Below are 22,283 nucleotides of genomic sequence, written 5' to 3'. Positions count from 1 at the left end.
AAATAAAATTATAATTTAAATAAATGAAAAAGAAAAAGCAAAATTCACAGCATATAAATGACAGCGAAAATTGTTGCATTGGCAATGATGGTAGCCATAACAGTAATGACAACGCAAGTACTTTTAAAATTTATTTGCCCGCTACATTCAGCTTTGTAATGCTGATAACTGGAATTATCGTTGATTATCTGGAGATTTTCCCGCATTTTTCCGATTGGATAAGGATTGTTTGGTATGTTATGGCCTATATTCCTGTTGGATTTCCAGTTATAATTGAAGGCTGGGAAAGTATTAAAAAAGGAGATTTCTTTACGGAATTTCTTTTGATGTCAATTGCCACAATAGGGGCATTCGCCATTGGCGAATATCCTGAAGGTGTTGCCGTGATGCTATTTTATGCCGTGGGCGAATTGTTCCAAAGTGCCGCGGTTAAAAAAGCCAAGGGAAGCATCAAGGCATTACTGGATGTACGACCTAATGAAGCCTTGGTCTATAGGAACAAAAATTATATTTCTGTAAATCCAGAAACCGTTGCCATTGGCGAAAAAGTACAAGTTCGTGTGGGCGAAAAAATCCCTTTGGATGGTATTTTACTTTCTGAAAAAGGCTCGTTCAATACAGCGGCTTTAACGGGCGAAAGTAAACCCGATACCATTGCAAAGGGAGAAAAAGTATTTGCGGGAAGCATAAATTTGGACGGTGTAATTGAAATAGAAACCACCAAAGAATTTAAGGACAGTTCTATTGCACGAATCCTCGAAATGGTTCAGAATGCCACGGCACGTAAATCGAAAACAGAATTGTTTATTAGAATATTTGCAAGAATTTATACGCCTATTGTAGTGTTCTTGGCGATTGGGTTAACATTTTTACCTTACTTTTTTGTGGATGAATACGTGTTTAGCGATTGGTTATACAGGGCATTGATATTCTTGGTCATTTCCTGCCCGTGTGCTTTGGTAATCTCTATTCCGTTGGGTTATTTTGGTGGATTGGGAGCAGCATCCAAAAATGGGATTCTCTTTAAGGGCGCATCCTTTTTGGACGAAATGACAAAAGTAACCACGGTTGTAATGGACAAAACCGGAACTGTGACCAAAGGTGTTTTCAAAATTAAAAATGTCGTCGTAAATAATGGGTCATTGAGCGAAGCCGAAATGATGAAATACCTGATGGCGATGGAAGAACAATCAACACATCCCATTGCCAAGGCCATAATGGAATACAAAGCTGATGGCGAAGATTTTCAGGCAACCAAAGTAACTGAAGTTGCAGGAAAAGGATTAAAGGGAACGGTCAATGGCAAAATTGTTTTAGTTGGGAATAAACCATTGATGACTTCAAATAATATTGAAGTTCCATCTGAAACCGACAACATTGTAGAATCCGTTGTGATGGTTTCTATTGAAAACAAATTCGCTGGCTATGTCATCATTGCAGACGAATTGAAAGCAGATGCCCACGAAGCCATCAAACAAATTCGAGAATCCGGTATTTCCAAAATCATAATGCTTTCCGGCGATAAGGATTCCATAACCCAACAAGTGGCAAAAGAAATGAGTATTGATACTGCAAAAGGCGGTTTGTTACCAGAAGATAAGCTCAACGAAGTTGAGCATTTGAAAAAACAATTTAATACTAAAGTAGCCTTTATAGGCGATGGCATCAACGATGCACCGGTTTTGGCAGCGAGCGATGTTGGCATTGCAATGGGTGGTTTGGGCAGCGATGTGGCGATAGAGACCGCAGATGTAATCATCCAAACAGACCAACCAAGTAAAATAGCTAGAGCCATAAAAATAGGACGTTCTACAAGACGCATCGTTTGGCAGAATATTGGGTTGGCCTTTGGTGTAAAAGCAGTGGTTTTGGTTTTGGGCGCAGGTGGTCTGGCAACGATGTGGGAAGCAGTTTTTGCCGATGTAGGCGTGGCCTTGTTAGCCATTCTGAATGCGGTTCGATTACAGAAGATGAATTGGAAATAGTATAAAAGAATGTCTCAAAATAGAAGAAATAGAAGAAACAAAAAAAATCGGAAATCATCGAATACCGACATCACAAAAAGAGATAAGGTCAAAGGTATTCTTATGATAATCCTTATGGTAATAGCCGCATTTCTGCTTTATTTTTTTGTGCTAAAAGGAAATATTCATAAGCATTAATGAATTAAGAGGATATAATATTCAAGCGTTTTGTGTGGCTACAAAAATTGAATTGGAAATGATTGATAAATAGTAAAAATGATATTCTATGTCGGAAAATAGACGGAATAGACGAAATAAAAAAAGCAATAAAGTACCCTCTGTAAAAAATAGCATTACCAAAAAGGATAAAATATGGTGGGTAATAGTTATAATAATTCTAGTTATAGTCTTATGTTTTATTTTATTATTAAAACTTTTAGAAATTTTTATACCTATTGAATCATTGGATGAACACATAGTTTTAAAATAATAATGTCTATAATCGCAGAAAAACTGAAGTGTATTAAAGACTTGTAATGAGCAGTATTACTAAAAAATATATTTCACAAATTCTACAAATCATTCAGCATATAACGTAACAGATTAAAGTCTTTTAATCCTGAAATTTGAGATATACAAATAAGAATGGGAATATGGAGGCAATTAATATCTTACGGATATAAACAAATTCTTATATCTTGTAAATATAATTTGAATGATAGAACAGATGGTGTGCCAGAGCAGCTATTATAACATCAATATTCAATATCTTGGCTGTATTTAATCCATAAAGAAATGGAAGCGATAAATGATAACCACTCTGATATCAGAAAATATGGAGGCACCAATCAAGCTGAATTCTTTGCCGTTGCTTCAGAGTATTTTTTTGAACGCTCGGACTTGCTTAAAAAGAAACATCCAGAACTATATAAAATGTTGGTCGAATGTTTTAATCAAAAGTCAATCAGTTGAAACATATAGGTCTTTTAACGAAAGTTATATGTCGTGTTAAAAAAACATAGCTACAAGTTTTAAAATTTATATATTTGTAAGTGATGCAAAAACCAAATAAAATAGCGGTATTTTTCTTTTTGGGTCTATTTAGCCTAATGGTTCTGCATCAAGCTATTCCACATTTGCATCATCAGCACGCAGAAACGCATTCCCATTCAGATATTGCTCATACTGGCGAGCATCACCATCACGATGATAGTTCCCAAGAAAAAGAAGAATCCCCATACGGTTTCTTTGGGTTCTTTATGGATATGCACGTCCATTCAACGGTGTCCAACGATATTGTTGTACTTAAAAGGAATACTGTTGAGCGGCAGACTATCGTAGATGACAATGTTGTAAATTCTACCTCTGATTTTCAAGAATTTTATGTCGTTGATATTAGGCAAAACAGTAAAGCGCCAATTTATCATCCGCCCAATAACTATTTTAATTCTTACCTCTCATCCCTCGATTTACGAGGACCACCATCTTTAGGTTAATCGTTTAGGAATACCTACCGCTACGGCAGGAATTCTGTTATACATTAAGATTAAACTTAAAATTTCAAGCAATGAAGAAATACATCGTGTCCGCGATTTGCGGATGCCTGTTCTTTGTTAGTGGTTTCTCACAGAATAAAAACATTGGGGAACTACTTAATGAGATAGAACAGAATAATACTGAGTTAAAAGGCTACCAATCATTCATTGAAAGCCAACAACTCGAAAACAAGAGTACCAATAATTTACCTGACCCACAACTTTCAGGTTATTATTTGCCCTTCGGCGATAATGCAACAGGAAATTATACGGAATATGAAATATCGCAATCCTTCGAATTTCCAACGGTATATGGTTCGCGCAGTAAATGGAACGGCCTAAAGTCGATGCAACTGCAAACATCCTATGCTAAAAAGAGGCAGGAAGTTTTGTTGGAAGCGAAAACGGTACTGATTGAACTTGCTTTCCTTCAAAAACAGAAAACTATTGAAGCCGAAAGAAGAGCCCAGAACAAGAGGGTTTTCAACCAGGTTGAAGAGCTTTATGATAAGGAACAAGTCGGGATTTTAGATTTAAACAAGGCAAAAATCGCTTGGATTCAAGAGCAGTTTGTAGTCGAACAGATTGAAAGTGAAATCCTAATTTTACTGTCCAAACTCAGAACATTGAATGGCGGGAATGCCATTGATGGTTTTACAGCAGGTATAGATTTACCTATCGAGGTTGCCGAGGTCGAAACGCTTTGGCAAGAAAGATTAACCAGCGACCCTTCGTTACAAGGTTTAAAGGCAGCTGAAACGGCTTCGCTTCAAAAAGTAAAACTCGAAAAAAACAAGGTGTTGCCTGATATCGCACTTGGTTACAATTATCAAGGCATTAGTACCGGTCATTATTCGGGATTTTATGGCGGTATTTCCATTCCATTATGGAACAGCAAGAACAAGGTAAAAGCCGCCGAAGCCGATTATGAGTATCAGCAATCAAACACTCAAGTTATTACTGCGTCGCTTTATGCACAATTTCAGGAAACGTACAACCGATATGAACTGATGCTCGAAAAATACAATGAGTATCTAACCACGATGGGCAATTTAAATAGCGAACAACTGCTTTTTAAGGCCTATAGGTTGGGCGAATATTCGTTTATGGATTATTATGTAGAGCTTCAGTTCTACCGAAATGCATCAGATAAAATGTTGCAGATGGAAAAGGAAATCCAATTGCTTCAGGCGCAACTCTTAAAACATCAACTATAAATTTTAAAGCATACAATTATGAAATCGAAGATTCACGGATACCAAAACAAATATTTAGCAATGAGTAAAATTTCAAAAATAATATTCGCAATAGCCATAGGTTCAATGATTACCATAACCTCTTGCAGAGATACAAAAACCGAAGGTACCGACGACCACGGACACGAACACAATGCCGATGGTAGTCATATGGACGATGAAACCATAGGACAAGAAGAGTTTCAAGTAGGAAAAGATTCTATGGAAACGAAGATCGAAACCCACAAACACGATGATGGTGCTGAACACCACGACCATTAAAAATCAAATAAATACGAAAGATGAAATATATAATAATAGTGCTCGCCTTTTTGGCAATGTCCTGCAATAACAAGGCAGAAGATGCACACGCACACAATGAAGATGGCAGTCACGTGGGCGAAGAAATTCCACGATTGAGCCATACTATCTGGACGCATAAAACAGAGCTCTTTGTTGAGTTTCCTGCGCTTATAGTGGGCAACGGCAGCAAATTCGCAGCCCACTTTACGGTTTTGGATAAACACCAGCCCGTTCGGGAAGGTTCTGTAACGGTTAGTTTGATAAAAGATAGTCAAGGCATCAGAAATATGGTAGATGCACCTTCATCACCAGGTATTTTTTCACCTGCCATTCAACCGAAAGAAACTGGAAACTATCAATTGGTTTTTGAATTGAAAACACCTGATTATTTTGATAAAATCACGATTGATGATGTTACGGTTTATGCTAATGCAGACGACGCCATAAAAGCTTTGGGTACTGCCGAAGATGATGGAAGTATCTCGTTCTTAAAAGAGCAGGCTTGGAAAATCGATTTTCAGACCGCACCTGTCATTTCAGGTGAAATTTACGATGTCATCAATACGTCAGGTGTTTGGATGCCATCGCCAAGTTCAACAAAGTCCTTGGCGGCAAAATCCAATGGTGTGGTAGATTTTAAAGTAAATAATCTTACTGAGGGTACAGCGATAAAACAAGGTCAGCTGTTAATGAGCTTGAACAGTCAAGGTTTAGCTTCAAACAATTTGAGTACAGATATCGCTTCCGCAAAAGCGAAATTCCAACAAGCCAAATCGGAATATGAAAGAAAGAAGGAGCTATACGAATCCAAAATAGTCCCAAAATCTGAATTTGAAAAAGTGGAGAGTAGTTTCGAGATAGCCAAAGCCAACTATCAATCATTGGTATCTGGTGTATCGGGCGGAAGTAAACAAATTCGAGCACCTTTTGATGGCTTTATCAAATCCATAACAGTTTCAAATGGCGATTACGTAGAACAAGGCGTAGCGCTTGTAACAGTTGGGACGCATCAATCGAGAGTTTTAAAAGCGCAGCTAGCACCCAACTACGGACTTGCGATGGGCAATGTGCAAGGTATATGGTATCAAGATATTGATAACCAATGGAAAGACGTAACTGATGCCGAGGGCAAAATCCTTTCGATTGGTAAGGACGTGGAACGTGAAAACCCTTTGATTTCTGTTTTTGCGGAAGTCAATGCCACCGTCGATATGCCAATAGGAAGTCTAACACCTGTTCAGATAGCGATGGGAAATGCAACACAGAACACAATGATTCCTGTGAATGCTCTCTTGGAAGACTATGGAAGCTATTCAGTTATCGTTCAACTATCAGGCGAAAGTTTTGAAAGACGACCTGTAAAGATTGGAAAACGCAATGGCGAAAATGTAGAGATACTGGAAGGTCTGCAAGTTGGCGAAGTGGTCGTGACAACGGGAGCGTATCAAGTTAAAATGGCTTCAATGTCCGGTTCTACACCGGCACACGGTCACGAACATTAAAAACGAAGAGAAATGTTAAATAAAATATTATCAATTTCACTTCAAAACAGATTGCTCATTCTATTGGGAGCGGTTGCATTGAGCGTGTTGGGCATCTATTATGCCCGTACGATGAACGTGGATGTATTCCCAGACCTAACGGCACCTACGGTAACCATTCTTACCGAAGCGCACGGAATGGAATCTGAAGAAGTCGAAAAATTAGTAACCTATCAATTGGAAACTGCCTTGAACGGTTCGCCCAACGTGAGACGAATCCGTTCGTCATCGGCAGCAGGTATTTCCATTGTTTGGGTAGAATTTGAATGGGGAACCGATATTTACCGTGCACGCCAAATTGTAAGCGAACGCATCCCAATGGTACGGGAGAACCTACCCGAAGGAATCGGTGCGCCTACAATGGCACCTATATCTTCCATTATGGGCGAAATAATGCTCTTGGGCGTGACATCGGATAGTCTTTCGCCAATGGAATTGCGAACCTTGTCCGACTGGACCATCAGGCCTCGTATAAAAGCCATTGGCGGTATTGCAAATGTGGTGGTCATTGGTGGAGATTACAAGCAGTACCAAGTATTTGCCAATCCCGAAAAGATGAAGTATTACGACGTAAGCCTATCAGAATTGGTAGAACACGTTAGGGAGGCTAACGAAAATGCCCCTGGCGGTATTATAAACCAATATGGCAATCAATACATCATTAAAGGAAGCGGTAGAGCCTATGTGCTGGAAGACTTGCAGGAAGCGGTTCTAAAGCAAGTAAACGGCCAGACCATAAAGATTAAGGATGTGGCCACGGTACAAGTAGGAGCTGCCGATAAAATTGGCGATGGCTCGTTAAACGCAAATCCCGCTGTGATTCTGACCATTTCTAAACAGCCCGATGTAAACACCTTGGAGCTGACAGACCGCTTGGATGAAGCGATTGCTGATTTAGAATCCTCATTGCCAAACGGGGTCAACATCAAAAGTCAAATCTTTAGACAATCCGATTTTATTGATGCTTCTATTAGTAATCTAAATATGACCCTTTTAGAAGGTGCATTTTTTGTAATGATTATCCTTTTCATCTTTCTGATGAACTGGAGAACTACCGTTATTTCCTTGCTGGCTATCCCTATTTCATTATTGGTTTCCATCATCATATTAAAATGGTTGGGTTACACCATAAATACAATGAGTTTGGGTGGTATGGCCATTGCTATAGGTGCGCTGGTAGATGATGCCATCATCGATGTGGAAAATGTGTATAAACGCTTGCGCGAAAATATCAGAAAACCGAAAACAGAGCGGGAATCGACCATAAAAGTAGTACGTGATGCTTCGGTAGAGATACGAAGTTCCATTATCATCGCTACCTTAATTATTATTGTATCATTTGTGCCCTTGTTCTTTTTAAGCGGAATGGAAGGTCGCTTGTTGCAACCGCTGGGAATAGCCTTTGTAACATCAGTATTGACCTCATTGGTAGTTGCCGTGACGGTCACGCCTATTCTGTGTTCCTATTTATTGAACAATGAAAAGCTTTTGAACAAGCAGGCTGAAGGTACACGCGTGGAGCGATGGCTACAAAGACGGTATGGAGCTCTTTTGGAACGTGTAACCAGAACACCCAAAACCATTATAGGCGTAACCGTGATTGCCTTTCTGTTAAGTCTGTTGGTTGTCACACAATTAGGGCGGAGTTTTCTTCCTGAATTCAACGAAGGCTCTTTGGTAATTAGTGTTGTCGGTCCCCCGGGAATGTCTTTGGAAGAAAGCAACAAGACAGGTAAATTAATCGAGACTATACTATTGGATATGCCCGAAGTAGAGGTCGTTACCCGAAGACAAGGCCGTGCCGAACTGGACGAACACGCGCAAGGTGTCAATGCTTCTGAAATTGATGTGCCTTTTGTCCTTGAGGACAAAACAAAAGAAGAGTTCTTTGAGGAAGTCCGAAACAAATTGAGCGTTGCACCAGGTGTCAATATTACCTTGGGACAACCCATCGCCCACCGTATTGACCATATGCTTTCCGGAACACGCGCCAATATTGCCATCAAGATATTTGGTTCAGATTTACAACAACTATTTGAAGTAGGCAAAAGCGTGGAACAGAACATCAAGGACATTGATGGATTGGCAGATGTTGCGGTTGACCAACAAATTGAAGTACCGCAAATACGCATCAAACCCAAACGCCAGATTTTGTCGGCTTATGGAATGACGGTGGGTAATCTTATGGAACAAGTGGATATCGCTTTTGCGGGAGAAGAAGCGGGCGAGATTTATGAAGGACAGCAATATTTTGATTTGGTGGTCCGTTACGAAAAACCGTTTCGCGACAATATTGAGAACATCAATAAGACCTTGATCAGTTTACCGAATAGAGGACAGACCACGTTAGGCGAATTGGCTACGGTACAATCCGTGAGTAGTCCAAATACCATCAATCGGGAAGATGTGCAACGAAAGATTGTGGTAGCCGCCAATGTACAGGGCAGGGATTTGCGTGGTGCGGTAAACGAAATAAAGGAAGTTGTGGCCAATAACGTGAATATGCCAGAAGGCTACCGTGTGCAATATGGTGGACAGTTTGAAAGTGAATCCAAAGCATCACAGCTTCTCTTGATAACGGCCATCATCGCCATAGCTGTCATTTTCTTGTTATTGTATTATGAATTCAAGGACGTAAAACTGGCGTTCGTAGTGTTGATTAATTTACCTCTGGCCTTGATTGGTGGTATCTTGATTGTGTATTTTACATCAGGTATCATAAGTATTGCAGCGACCATAGGCTTTATCAGTTTGTTTGGTATTGCCACACGAAACGGTATTCTCTTGGTCTCACGATATGAAGATTTGAGAAAAGAAGGAGTACAGGGTTTTCAGTTGATAAAAGCTGGGGCTTTAGATAGATTGAACCCTATTTTAATGACTGCCTTTACCACAGGTCTGGCATTGATACCATTGGCTCTAAAAGGTGGCGAACCCGGTAGTGAAATACAAAGCCCTATGGCAGTTGTAATTTTAGGCGGTTTGTTATCAGCAACTATATTAAACTTGGTGGTAATTCCTTGTGTGTATCAATTAATAACAAAGAAAGACGTAGTGTAAATAGATAAGTATAAGTTCTGCCCAAAATATAACATATTACATATTTTTAAAAATTAAGAATGAATAAAAGTATGAATTTTGGGTGGGATTAATTTGTCTACGAAAGGGCTACGGTTGATACAAACTAAAAAGTAATAGTAAAAATTACGGTTTTCAATTTCTTTTTAGGACTTGCTCAAAAAGAAACATCCTGAATTATATCAAATGTTGGTTAAATGTTTTAATCAGAATTTGAGGGGTAATGCTTCATATAAAAAAAATATAGTGATATCATTATTTGCAACACAGTTGCACCATAATTCTTTTATCTTTGCATCGTGAAATACATAGCAATAATATTATCCATTTACTTTTTGGCACTTAATGTTGTGCCTTGTAGCGATACAGGAAAGGTTAAGGACGATTCCCAAGTTGTTACCGTAACCGATTTTGATGGTGACCACAACATAGACTGTGAATTGTGTTCACCTTTTTGCCAATGCCATTGTTGCCACGTTCACACCATAGATTTTGGCATATCTTCATTCAATCCATTTCAAGATACGATTTCAAAAGAGAACTTCAGCCATTTCGATAGTCTTGGCAAAGATATTCACCTTTCTCTTCTTCAGCCCCCAAAAGTTTGATTCAGTTTTTTATAGGATAACTATATCCTATCCTGACCATTTTGGTCATTTTCAATTCGATAGGTCTTTTGGCTTTTATCGGAAGGTTTAACTGAATTATTACTTTTCTATGATTAATAAAATCATTTCATTTTCCATTAATAACAAGTTTATTATTGGACTATTTATAGTGACACTTGTTGGTGCGGGCATATACTCAATGGCTACAATAAACTTGGGTTCTGTACCCGATATTACCAACAACCAAGTGCAGGTTATAACAACTGCTCCTAATTTGGGAACAGAGGATATTGAGCAATTTGTAACCTACCCGGTTGAATTGGCAATGGCCAATTTACCCGATGTTATCGAGTTGCGTTCCGTTTCCCGTTTTGGGCTTTCTGTCGTTACCATTGTTTTCGAGGACGAAGTTGGAACGTATTTACCTCGACAACTTGTACAAGAGAAACTTGTAGAAGTTAGTGAAGAAATTCCCGATGGATTTGGCAAGCCCTTTATGGCACCCATTACCACTGGTTTGGGCGAAATTTACCAATACACATTAAAAGTAGAGGAAGGCTACGAAGATAAATATGATGCAATGGAGCTTCGTACCATTCAAGACTGGATTGTAAAACGGCAGATGGCTTTAGTACCTGGAGTCGTAGAGGTCAATGCTTTTGGAGGTTTTGTGAAACAATATGAAGTGGCTTTAAGCCCCGATAAACTTAAAAGTTTTGGTATTACTATGAATCAGGTTTTTGATGCCCTGAAAATGAACAATGCCAATACAGGTGGTGCCTATATTGAAAAAAACCACCAAGCCAATTTTATCCGTGGAGAAGGTTTGGCACGGAGTATCGAGGATTTAGAAAACACTGTTGTTACCACACAAAACGGTAGTCCTGTTTTGATACGTGATGTAGCTGAAAAAGTAGGCTATGGTAATCAAGTACGTTATGGTGCTTTTACCCAAGAGGGTCACGAATCTGTTGGTGGACAGATTTTGATGCTGAAAGGACAAAGCCCGAGCAATGTGGTTAAAAATGTAGAAGCACGTATCAAAGAAATACAAAAATCCTTGCCTGAAGGCGTATATATAGATACTTTTTTAAGCAGAAGTGACCTTATTGCACGAACCACAAGTACCGTTGAAAAAAATCTTATTGAAGGGTCACTCATTGTAATATTTGTTTTAGTACTTCTTTTGGGAAGTTTTCGTGGTGGATTAATAACTGCTTCGGTAATCCCTTTATCCCTATTGTTCGCATTTATTATGATGAAACAATTTGGTGTTTGGGCGAATCTGATGTCATTGGGAGCGATTGACTTTGGAATCATCGTAGATGGTGCCGTAATAATTGTAGAAGGAATGGTATTCCACATTCATCAGCGGATGAAAAAAACCACATCAGATATTAATCAGGCTGAAATGGATGAAATTGCATACGATTCGGCAAGTACAATGATGAATTCCGCATTTTTTGGACAATTGATTATCCTCATTGTATTTACTCCTATTCTATTTTTAACAGGAATTGAAGGAAAAATGTTCCGTCCGATGGCGTTCACGTTTGGGTTTGCCGTTTTGGGAGCCATTATCCTTTGCCTTACCTATGTGCCAATGATTTCGGCATTATTTTTAAAACCCACCGAAAATCAAAATAGTTGGTTCGCCAAATTTGAAAACAAGATTGATAGGTTTAGTGATAAAATAATGTCCGGTTTAAACATAGCGTATGCACCGTTGCTCAATTTTGCATTGCGCTTTAAGGCTGGTGTTGTTATTGGTGCGGTTGCTTTGCTATTAATAGCAGGATTTGTTTTCAGCAATATGGGTGGCGAATTTATCCCAAAATTTGACGAAGGCGATATTGCTATGCAAGCTCTTATAAAGCCAGGTAGTAGCCTTACCGAATCCATTGAAGTATCGAAAAAACTTCAAAATATTGTTACTAAATTTCCCGAAGTCAAAACGATGGTGTCAAGGATTGGCGTTGCCGAAATCCCCACAGACCCAATGCCAATGGACATTGCCGATAGCTATATTATTCTGGAAAAAGATAAAAGCAAATGGACCTCGGCAGATAGTAAGGAAGAACTCATAGAAAAAATCCAAGAGAAGATTTCCGTGATTCCCGGAGTGAACTTTGTTTTTACCCAACCTGTAGAACTTCGCTTTAATGAATTGCTCACCGGTGTTCGTGAGGACGTGGCAATCAAATTGTACGGAGAAGATTTGGACGTGTTGGCAGATAAGGTACAGGAAATCGCTGCGGTCATAAGAACCGTTCCTGGAGCGGCAGACCTCAATGTAGAAGCTACAAGCGGTTTGCCACAAATGACAGTGGTATATAACCGCGCAAAAATGGCACAATACGGTGTAACCGTTGACAAGCTGAATGATTATGTGAGTGCTTCATTTGCAGGAGAGCAAGCAAGTGTCATTTTTGAAGGTGAAAAACGATTTGATGTTGTTATTCGTTTGGCAAAGGAATTTAGAAAGGACATCAACAGTCTTAAAAATCTTTATATCGATTTGCCAAATGGTGCACAAGTGCCTTTAAAGGAAGTTGCTGAAATCAGTTACAAACCCGGTCCTATGCAAATTTCAAGGGACAATACCTACCGTCGTATATCGGTTGGTGTGAATGTTCGGGGACGTGATGTAAAAACAATGGTGGAAGAAATTCAGCAGAAGCTGGAAGCCGAAGTTAAATTACCTGCTGGCTATTACGTAACCTACGGCGGTTCTTTTGAAAATTTGCAACGAGCCACAGACCGCTTAATGATTGTAGTGCCCATCGCATTGTTTTTAATCTTCATTTTGCTCTATTTCGCACTCAACTCATTTTCACAATCCTTAATGATTTATATGGCTGTGCCATTGGCAGCTATTGGAGGTGTTTTTGCTTTGTGGGTTCGAGGTATGCCTTTCAGTATTTCTGCGGGTGTTGGGTTTATCGTACTCTTTGGTGTTGCCGTATTGAATGGACTGGTACTCATAAACAAATTCAACGAACTAAAAGAAAACGGAATGACAGATTTAAAAAAACGTATCTACGACGCTACGCACGAACGTTTGCGGCCAATTTTGTTAACGGCAACAGCAGCCATTATGGGCTTTATCCCAATGGCTGTTTCCACCTCTGGCGGTGCAGAAGTCCAGCGACCATTGGCAACGGTTGTTATTGGTGGATTGCTTACGGCAACATTTTTAACCTTGGTGGTTATCCCTGTTTTATATTATTTGCTCGAATCTCGTAAAGAGAAAAAAGGTAACGGTGGCGAAATAAGTTACATCAATAAAAGCACAGCGGTAATTACTATTCTATTAATGTTGGGAGGCGTATTCACTTCCGGAAACAGCTTTGCACAGGAAATAAACCAGAATACAACAATTCCAAAAACCATTACTTTGAAAGAGGCCATTACAATGGCAAAGCAAAATTATCCTTCCGTTAAGAAAAGCCAGGCCTTTATAGAACGTGAACAAGCAATGAAGGGTACAAGTTTCGACTTGGGCAGCACACAGGTTTTTACGGGAAAGGAAGAATATGGCAACAACCTTCCCGGAGTGCAAACTACCATTGGCGTACAGCAGGGTAATATTGATTTGCTTTCTGGTTTTTCAAAATCGAAATTCTATAAAGAACGCGTGGCTTTGGGCGAAAAATTATATGCTGTCAATGAGCAACAGTTGGTCCGTAATGTGATGCAGGCTTACGACCTGATAAATTATAACAAAGCACAATTGCGTTTTGCAGAACAGTTGGATAGTGTTTATGCCAATTTTAAGACCGCGGCACAGTTGCGTTATGATACGGGCGAAACTGGCAAGCTTGAATTTATTTCCGCTTCTTCGGAATACCAACAAATTCAGGTATTGAGGCAACAGGCCTATGATGACATTGAAATTGCAAAACGTGCCTTAAAGCAATATTTGGGAACGGATGCGCCCATTGAAACGGTTTCAGCTTTATATCAGCCAATGAATTTGAACACCTTGATGGATTCAACGTCTGTAGTAAATAATCCAATGTTGCAATATTCCCTTCAAAATGTGGAAGTTAGTAAAGCAAATGTGGGTGTAGAAAAATCGCAGTTCTTGCCAAAATTTAGTCTTTCCTATGGACGGCAAATAGTAGATGATATTTCAGGTTTCAATACCTATCAGGCAGGAATCAATATTCCGCTATGGTTTTTTCCGCAGAAATCAAGGATAAAGGCAGCCAAGGCAGATGCAATGGTCGCTGAAAACCAATATTTGGAACAAAAAGCGATTACTGAAAGCCGTGTTTTGCAACTGCTCAAATCCCTTGAAAAAACAAAAAAGATATTACAGTATTATGAAGAAGGTGCTTTGCTTTTGGCTGAAGAACAAATTTCCACGGCACAATTGGCATCCAAGGAGGGCGAGATAGATTATGTGAACTATATAACCATACTCAATAGTGCCATCAGTATAAAGCAAACCCACTTACAATATATCAATCAATATAACCAACAAGCCATCGAGGTACAATACCAATTGGGCAATCTATAATATTAAATAAAAGAGAAATGAAAAATAAAGCAATAGCAGTCATACTATTTTTAGCCCTGACTTTCGTGTTCGCTTCCTGTAATAATAATCAGAAAGAAGAAGGTCATAATGAAGAAACCGCAAGTTCGGAAAATATGGAACACGGCGAGGAAAACCACGAAGAAGGCGTTGTTGAACTTACTAAAGAGCAGGCTGAAACCATAGGTCTTGAAACGAATCCTTTGGAAAAAAAGAGCCTGGGCAATACCATAAAGGTTACAGGTCAATTGGAACTGTTCCCACAAGATAGGGCAAACATAAGCCCATTTGTGGGTGGCAACGCCCGTTCCATTAAAGTTATTGAAGGCGATAAAGTAAGCAAAGGTCAAGTATTGGCTTATCTGGAACATCCCGATATTATTACAATGCAACAGGAATATCAGGAAAAAAATGATGAACTCGTATTTTTGAAACAGGATTTTGAACGTAAACAGACGCTTTATGACAAAGGGGTGTCTTCAGGAAAAGAATTTCAAATGGCACAATCCAAGTTTCGTTCCACTACTTCTTCGGTCAATGGTTTACGTTCAAAATTGAAATTGCTGGGTATTAATACAGACAAGGTTTTGCAAGGACAGATTTATTCTGCAGTGCCTATTACAACACCCATAAGCGGTTACGTAGATGAAGTAACAGTAAGTCTTGGCGATTATGTGGCGCCGCAGACCAAAATGTTCACTGTAAGTGATAATTCTGAAATACACGTAGATTTTAAAGTTTATGAAAAGGACATCAGAAAAGTGAAGTTAGGACAGGAAATATACTTTACAGTAGCAGCAAAACCAGACGAGGTTTTAAAGGCAAAAATACACGCCATTGGGAAAACCTTTGAAAATGACCCAAAAGCATTGCACGTCCACGCCGATGTTCATAACGAGGACAAAGAACTACTTCCCGGAATGTATGTTGAAGGAAGAATCGTCCAAGACCAAAAAATGGTGTTTGCAGTACCTGAAGATGCCATTATCAAAGAGGGTGAACAGTTCTTTATTTTTATTTTGGTTGAGGACGGTGAAGAGGAAGAAAACACAATAAAGTTTAAAATGATTCCCGTTATCATTGGTATTACTGATTTGGGATATGTTGAAATCAATCTGCAAACTGAAAATCCAGAAAATATAAGAGTTGTAACCAAAGGTGCATATACATTATCGTCAGAAATGATAAAAGGCGAATTGGGAGACGATGATTACTTGATTATTAAATAATTGTATAGATGAAAGAAATAGAAGAAAAATTGGAAAGTAAAAGAATAAGACCAACTGCGATGCGCATTTTGATTTATAAGTATATGGCAGAAAAGGAAGTTGCGGTTGCACTAACCGATATTGAAAACACCTTTGTGAAAGCAGATAGAACAACCTTATACAGAACCTTAAAAACTTTTGAAGAAGAAGGGATAGTTCATCAAATAGATGATGGTACAGGAATCTCAAAATATGCCTTATGTGAAATAGGATGCAGTTGCGAACTCGACCAAGATTTGCATCTACATTTTCATTGTACCAATTGTGATGAAACGGTTTGTTTGACAGAGCATAAAATCCCTCATATCAATTTGCCCGATGGCTATTTGGCCGAAAATGCAAATTTGGTCATTAAAGGAATTTGTGAAAAGTGTAGTGGACAATAGATGCACTTCCGTTGCACCCTTTTAAATAATTTATTGTGTATATGAAAAAGAAAAAAGTAAATCTTCGTGATATTGATGTCGAAATGCATTCGGGTAAACATTCGCACGAAGAAGGTCCTAAGAACAATAACAAAAAAATAAATTTCAGAACCTATCTGCCAGCAATTTTCAGTTTTGTAATGCTAATTGCAGGGATTGCTTTTGATTATTTTGAAACCTTACCTCATTTTTCGAGTTGGATACGCATCCTGTGGTATGTTATAGCTTACATTCCAGTCGGTTTTCCTGTGATAGTAGAAGGTTGGAACAGTATTAAAAAAGGTGATTTCTTTACCGAATTCTTCCTAATGTCAATAGCCACGTTGGGAGCTTTTGCCATAGGCGAATATCCCGAAGGTGTTGCCGTAATGCTATTTTATGCCGTGGGCGAATTGTTCCAAAGTGCTGCGATAAAAAAGGCCAAAGGAAACATTAAATCTCTTCTCGATGTAAGGCCAAATGAAGCATTGGTCTATCGAAATGCCGAATATGTTGCTGTAAATCCCGAAACCGTCAAAATAGGTGAAAAAGTAAAAGTCCGAGTTGGCGAAAAAATTCCTCTGGATGGAGTTTTACTTTCTGAAAAAGGCTCATTCAATACAGCGGCTTTAACGGGCGAGAGTAAACCTGACACCATTGCCAAAGGCGAAAAAGTATTTGCGGGAAGCATCAATCTGGATGGTGTTATTGAAATTGAAACCACCAAAGCATTCAAGGACAGTTCTATTGCACGAATCCTCGATATGGTGCAGAATGCCACAACACGTAAATCAAAAACTGAATTGTTCATCAGGAAATTTGCCAGAATTTATACACCTATTGTGGTGTTCTTGGCGATTGGGTTAACATTTTTGCCCTACTTTTTTGTTGAAGAATATGTGTTTAGCGATTGGTTATACAGGGCATTGATATTCTTGGTTATTTCCTGTCCGTGTGCCTTGGTTATCTCTATTCCCTTGGGTTATTTCGGTGGATTGGGAGCAGCTTCAAAAAATGGAATTCTCTTTAAGGGCGCATCCTTTTTGGACGAAATGACAAGGATTTCCACAGTGGTAATGGACAAAACCGGAACTGTGACCAAAGGTGTTTTCAAAATCAAGGAAATAAAAGCCATTGGTTGGGAAGAACCCGAATTTATGAAATATCTAATGGCGATGGAAGAACAATCCACCCATCCCATTGCCAAGGCCATAATGGAATATAAAGACGATGGCGAAGATTTTCAGGCAACAGAAGTAACAGAAGTCGCAGGAAAAGGATTAAAGGGAACGGTCAATGGCAAAACTGTTTTAGTTGGGAATAAGCCCTTGATGAATTCAAATAATATTGAAGTTCCATCTGAAACCGACAACATTGTAGAATCCATTGTGATGGTTTCCATTGAAAACAAATTCGCTGGCTATGTCATCATTGCAGACGAATTGAAAGAAGATGCCCACGATGCCATCAAACAAATTCGTGAATCTGGAATTTCCAAAATCATAATGCTTTCCGGCGACAAGGATTCCATAACCCAACAAGTGGCAAAAGAAATGGGCGTTGATTGGGCAAAAGGTGGATTGTTGCCAGAAGATAAATTAGCCGAAGTCGAAAAACTGATGGCCGAAACCGACAACAGAGTGGCTTTTATAGGTGATGGCATCAACGATGCACCAGTATTGGCAGCGAGTGATGTTGGTATTGCAATGGGTGGCTTGGGCAGCGATGTGGCCATCGAAACGGCAGATGTTATCATCCAAACAGACCAACCTTCCAAAATAGCAAGAGCCATAAAAATAGGTCGTTCCACGCGCCGAATCGTTTGGCAAAACATTGGACTGGCATTTGGCGTGAAAGCTGTGGTTTTAGTTTTGGGAGCAGGTGGTTTGGCCACAATGTGGGAAGCTGTTTTTGCAGACGTTGGTGTGGCTTTGTTGGCAATTTTAAATGCGGTTAGATTACAACGAATGAAATGGAAGTGAACTACCACCTAATCCAGACTATATGAATTGCTAATTTCAGTTTATTTACTCTTTTTTTTGAATATTCAAAAGTTAACAACACTATCTAAAGCATCATCTGCTTCTTTATGTATAAAATTTGCCTGATAATTCAATGTTGTTTTTAAATCACTATGTCTATATAGTTTTTGTAACATTAAAGGATGAATGGAATCACTGGCAATATTACCAAAAGTATGTCTGGCAATGTGCATTGTAATCTTCTTGTCTATTTTTACTTTTTTGGCAATGGATTTTAAGTTATCGTTGAATTTCTTGGTTGCCGTTTTTCTTTTATTATAAATGTCTTTTGCATCATCCAGATTAGCCTTTTTCAATTCAGGAAAAACAAAATCTGTAGCGTGTCTTTTATCATCTCTATAGAAATCCAAAATACTTAGAACCTTATCTGGAATTTTTAAGGACAGTAGTTTTGAGTTTTTATTCATTCTATAATGAAGCCTATTGTCATATATGTCTGACCACTTTGTCCAGAGCACATCTGTAACCCGCATTCCTGCAAAATAGAAACTAAAAAGCCAAACATTCCTTGTATGGATTTCATTGGGGGTTAGATTATCTAAATCTTCAATAGCTCTTATCTCGATAATATTCAACCCTATTTTTGTAGTCTCTGGAAACTTGATTTTAATTTTGTCACCACCAAAAGGATACAATTCCCTACTAACTATTTTTAACTTTATAGCTCTGTTGAACAATAAGCGGATTAAAACAAGGATATTCATTATTGAAGTCTCTGCAAGGTCGTGCTTAACTTTGAGGTATATCATCAATTTTTTAAGAAAACGCTCGTCAATTTCTTGAAATGAAAGCTGTTTAGATTTATGATATTTTATTATATAACTAATCAATGCACTGTCCGTGGATAGGCGATTTAACTTTTCTGCAACTTCCAGTTCGTCCAGATGCTCTTGTGCCAGTTCAAAGAAAGTTGAGGAATTCCCTGACGCATAAATTTCTTTTTTAATCTGGTTTGCCGAAGCATCTTTATATTCGGACTGTAAATCAATAAGTGCCTTATTGGCATCAGAAAGTTGTTGTGATAATAACTTGTTTAGACTATCGGCATTTGGATTTGATTTTTTTACCCTTAGGTTTTTTTTGTCCCATTCCTCTATATCAATATAGTGACCAACATATTGATAGGTGGAACGACGATTTTTTGTAATTCGAATAGCTAATGGATATTGACCTTTGCTGTTCGGTTTTTTACGAAGAACTATTTTTGCATTTGATGACATAATTGACCTGTTTTGAGTACGAAAGTCAAATCAGGTACAACATAGGTACAACATTGCGTTTTTTGCTCAATTTTTGTTGTACACTTTTTATAAAGATACGAATTTATTGAGCTTTTTAGGTACAACATAGGTACAACAAATGCTGAAATCAACTGATATTAAATGACTTTAAAGAAAATGGTAAAACATATAAATCATTGAAAATGAGTGTTTTTACGTTTCTTTAGTGCAATATACGCTAGACTTAGGATCTAGTGCCTTACGGTGTGAGAGTTCGAGTCTCTCCGCCTGTACAGAGAAAAACCGTAATTACTTATTTATTAAGTTTTTACGGTTTTCTGTTTTATATTTTTGTACGATTAATGTACGATTGTTTTTCTTTTTCCCTTTTTGTTATTTGGATTTTTTCTTGTTCTTCGACTTTTTATCCAAAAAATCTAATAAATCTTGAATGGAAAGTCCAAGAGTGTCTAAATTTGTTTTAATGTGGAATGGTGGTATATCCTTATCGCTTTCACGAATAACTATTCTGCGAGTAAGTCCAGGACGTTTCCAATAAAAATGAGAGCCTCTTGCTTCACCGTGTCGATAGCAGTTGTGGTGTTCTAAGAACTTAATAAATAACTTGGTCTTTATTGGCCGATAGTCCCCCACAAATTAAGCAGTTTCAAGGACTTCATGCTTTATGGTTCCGGGGTCAAAATCTTGAAGTCGGCCGTTTTCATCTATATAGGCTTTTGAGAAATTTTTCGTATGAAATTTTTCTTTTTTAAAACCTAATGATAAAATGTAATTTTCGCGCTCCTGTGTATTCATTGAAAAAACATCTTCACAAAAAGTTTCTAATTCCAACTTTATAAATTCAATTGCTTCCTTCTCAGTACTTCCGTATCCAGAAATTTTTAGGGATGGAGAATAGGTTAAAAAATGATCGCCTTGCTTGCCAGAAAAAATATTTAATTTAGCCTCTATCGCATTGCCTTTAATGCGAAGAAAATCCTTTTTTTCCTTTTTATCTGAAGGAGTAATTTTAAGAGACATGCTCATACCTAATAATAATTTGATGACAAATTAATAAAAATTTATTTTGGCGGGGATAGTTTTAGCAAAAATTTAGACGAAATACAATCATTAAGCTTACATAAAAATTACGTTTTGCTATATAGGATGTCAAATGTACGGATCATTTTTGATTTCTACAAAAGCTATAAATCTAATGGGGCATTAAATTTGAAGTTTTTTTTAGTCCTTTTGATTATTTGGTTGAAATGATTTTAATATATCATTATAAATACGGATTTGTTCTTTTATTGGGATTGACTTCTCAATGACTTTTACATCAAATGGGGGTTTGGGTGTAGTAGCAGAAAAATAAATAGATATTAGCAAAGTGATTATAGCAATAATAATGGCAATGGTGGAAGATTTCTGGGCGCTCTTGGCTTGTTTCCTAGATTCTTTAAATTCTAAATAATCTTCAAATAAAAAACGCGTGTGGAGAAAATATGATAAGATATTTCAAATTTCAAAGGGTCACCACCATGTATGTTTTTACGATTAATATGATTCAATGTATTTTTATAAAGATCATGTGACTTCATTTCTTTTCTATGAATAGTATCAAAGCTTTCCATTACCCAATTAAAGAATGCGATTTCTTTACTTCCATCAATGGTGCATTTCAGTTCTGATTCAATTTGGCTTTTTAAAATCAATATATTTAATACCGTCATTAGCGTTAAATCCAATTTCCATTGCTTTGATATAGATGTTCATTTCCATATTAAAAAAGGCTGTTATTATCAACTGGATTCAAAATTTTTGGATTGTTTGTGTCTATATCCCTTTTATACAAATCCCTGCTTACAGGATATGCGTTAAATTCTTTTGAAGTAAAGCCATTTTGCATAATTTCTTCAACTTGATTTTGTTTTAAACCGTCATTAAGCCATTCATCTTTTAAACCTTCATCCAATACTAAAGGCATTCTTTTTTTTACATTGTGTATTTCTGAAAAAAAATCATTCGCTTCGGTGGTTATAATACTACAACTATAAAGGTCAATACCTATTTCCGAATAAATACCAGCAAAACAAAACATATCTCTCCCGTCCTCGTATTCTTTTGTGGGAATATAACAATAATATGGAATAGAAACTTTTCCTTCTTTATGTGGCTCAAAAAAACCGTCCGCAAGTATAAGACATCTTTTGTTTTTTGCACTTTCCCTATATACTATACTGGAAAAAAGAGTTTCCCTTTTAGCGTTTAAAGTATTATACTTTTTTGAGAATGTATCAGGATCATTCAATGCAAACTCAGGTATCAATCCCCAAACTGTTGGAAATATCAATCCCTTATTTTCCATAGGTATAATATATTGATTTGTATATTTTGAAAATCCAGAAACATGATAGTTTGGTTTATATCCAAGTACCTCACTAACTACTGCTTTACTATAATTTTCGACTTGCTCCCTATTTTTTGTATTTGAAGTTTCGTAACACATCCCACTAAAATAATTATTTCTTTGTAGATAGCA

At 37.8% G+C, this 22,283-nt stretch carries 16 protein-coding genes and 1 pseudogene; 12 read left to right on the top strand and 5 right to left on the bottom strand.

The genetic code is table 11. The annotated features are described in order from the left end of the window. Positions 1-23: 23 nt before the first annotated feature. The 12 genes and pseudogenes from AC58DT_RS10025 (at position 24) to AC58DT_RS09970 (ending at position 18,461) form a co-directional block, all read left to right on the top strand. Positions 24-1,985: a heavy metal translocating P-type ATPase gene (locus AC58DT_RS10025; RefSeq protein WP_136567578.1), complete on the top strand. Its 1,962-nt coding sequence runs from the start codon at positions 24-26 to the stop codon at positions 1,983-1,985. Between the two features lie 687 nt (positions 1,986-2,672). Then, positions 2,673-2,936: pseudogene (locus AC58DT_RS10020) on the top strand (zinc-dependent peptidase); the annotation flags it as partial. Between the two features lie 83 nt (positions 2,937-3,019). Next, positions 3,020-3,460 (top strand): hypothetical protein, encoded by a 441-nt coding sequence (locus AC58DT_RS10015; protein ID WP_497216849.1) that lies wholly within the window; start codon positions 3,020-3,022, stop codon positions 3,458-3,460. A gap of 71 nt (positions 3,461-3,531) precedes the next feature. Then, the gene (locus AC58DT_RS10010; RefSeq protein ID WP_497216706.1) at positions 3,532-4,716 is read left to right on the top strand and encodes a TolC family protein; all 1,185 of its coding nucleotides are present in this window, start codon (positions 3,532-3,534) and stop codon (positions 4,714-4,716) included. 18 nt (positions 4,717-4,734) lie between these two features. Next, positions 4,735-5,016, top strand: a complete 282-nt coding sequence (locus AC58DT_RS10005) for a hypothetical protein (protein ID WP_497216705.1) — start codon at positions 4,735-4,737, stop codon at positions 5,014-5,016. 20 nt (positions 5,017-5,036) lie between these two features. After that, positions 5,037-6,539, top strand: coding sequence for an efflux RND transporter periplasmic adaptor subunit (locus tag AC58DT_RS10000; RefSeq protein ID WP_497216704.1), 1,503 nt, complete (start codon positions 5,037-5,039; stop codon positions 6,537-6,539). 12 nt (positions 6,540-6,551) lie between these two features. Beyond that, on the top strand, positions 6,552-9,638 hold the full coding sequence (locus tag AC58DT_RS09995) for an efflux RND transporter permease subunit (RefSeq protein WP_497216703.1): 3,087 nt from the start codon (positions 6,552-6,554) through the stop codon (positions 9,636-9,638). Between the two features lie 317 nt (positions 9,639-9,955). Continuing rightward, positions 9,956-10,264, top strand: a complete 309-nt coding sequence (locus AC58DT_RS09990; RefSeq protein ID WP_497216702.1) for a DUF6660 family protein — start codon at positions 9,956-9,958, stop codon at positions 10,262-10,264. Positions 10,265-10,373: 109 nt separating this feature from the next. After that, positions 10,374-14,789: a CusA/CzcA family heavy metal efflux RND transporter gene (locus AC58DT_RS09985; RefSeq protein WP_497216701.1), complete on the top strand. Its 4,416-nt coding sequence runs from the start codon at positions 10,374-10,376 to the stop codon at positions 14,787-14,789. A gap of 17 nt (positions 14,790-14,806) precedes the next feature. Next, complete coding sequence (locus AC58DT_RS09980; RefSeq protein ID WP_497216700.1) at positions 14,807-16,036, top strand: efflux RND transporter periplasmic adaptor subunit; 1,230 nt, start codon at positions 14,807-14,809, stop codon at positions 16,034-16,036. Positions 16,037-16,044: 8 nt separating this feature from the next. Beyond that, complete coding sequence (locus tag AC58DT_RS09975; protein WP_497216699.1) at positions 16,045-16,461, top strand: Fur family transcriptional regulator; 417 nt, start codon at positions 16,045-16,047, stop codon at positions 16,459-16,461. A gap of 41 nt (positions 16,462-16,502) precedes the next feature. After that, the gene (locus tag AC58DT_RS09970) at positions 16,503-18,461 is read left to right on the top strand and encodes a heavy metal translocating P-type ATPase (RefSeq protein ID WP_497216698.1); all 1,959 of its coding nucleotides are present in this window, start codon (positions 16,503-16,505) and stop codon (positions 18,459-18,461) included. Positions 18,462-18,526: 65 nt separating this feature from the next. On the opposite strand, the gene AC58DT_RS09965 is transcribed toward AC58DT_RS09970, so the two are convergent. The 5 genes from AC58DT_RS09965 to AC58DT_RS09945 all read right to left on the bottom strand — a co-directional run bounded on the left by AC58DT_RS09965 (position 18,527) and on the right by AC58DT_RS09945 (position 22,250). Continuing rightward, positions 18,527-19,741 carry a phage integrase SAM-like domain-containing protein gene (locus tag AC58DT_RS09965; protein WP_497216697.1) on the bottom strand — a complete coding sequence of 405 codons (1,215 nt, stop codon included), beginning with the start codon at positions 19,739-19,741 and terminating at the stop codon, positions 18,527-18,529. Between the two features lie 393 nt (positions 19,742-20,134). Continuing rightward, complete coding sequence (locus AC58DT_RS09960) at positions 20,135-20,395, bottom strand: type II toxin-antitoxin system HicA family toxin (protein ID WP_497216696.1); 261 nt, start codon at positions 20,393-20,395, stop codon at positions 20,135-20,137. A gap of 3 nt (positions 20,396-20,398) precedes the next feature. Further along, complete coding sequence (locus tag AC58DT_RS09955; protein ID WP_497216695.1) at positions 20,399-20,788, bottom strand: hypothetical protein; 390 nt, start codon at positions 20,786-20,788, stop codon at positions 20,399-20,401. A 419-nt stretch (positions 20,789-21,207) separates the two neighbouring features. Next, positions 21,208-21,489: a hypothetical protein gene (locus tag AC58DT_RS09950; RefSeq protein WP_497216694.1), complete on the bottom strand. Its 282-nt coding sequence runs from the start codon at positions 21,487-21,489 to the stop codon at positions 21,208-21,210. A 35-nt stretch (positions 21,490-21,524) separates the two neighbouring features. Next, positions 21,525-22,250 (bottom strand): SOS response-associated peptidase, encoded by a 726-nt coding sequence (locus AC58DT_RS09945; protein ID WP_497216693.1) that lies wholly within the window; start codon positions 22,248-22,250, stop codon positions 21,525-21,527. Between the last annotated feature and the right edge of the window lie 33 nt (positions 22,251-22,283).

The sequence above is a fragment of the Aequorivita sp. CRS11 genome (genome assembly GCF_059693805.1).
This window is presented reverse-complemented; position numbering and strand designations above follow the sequence as displayed.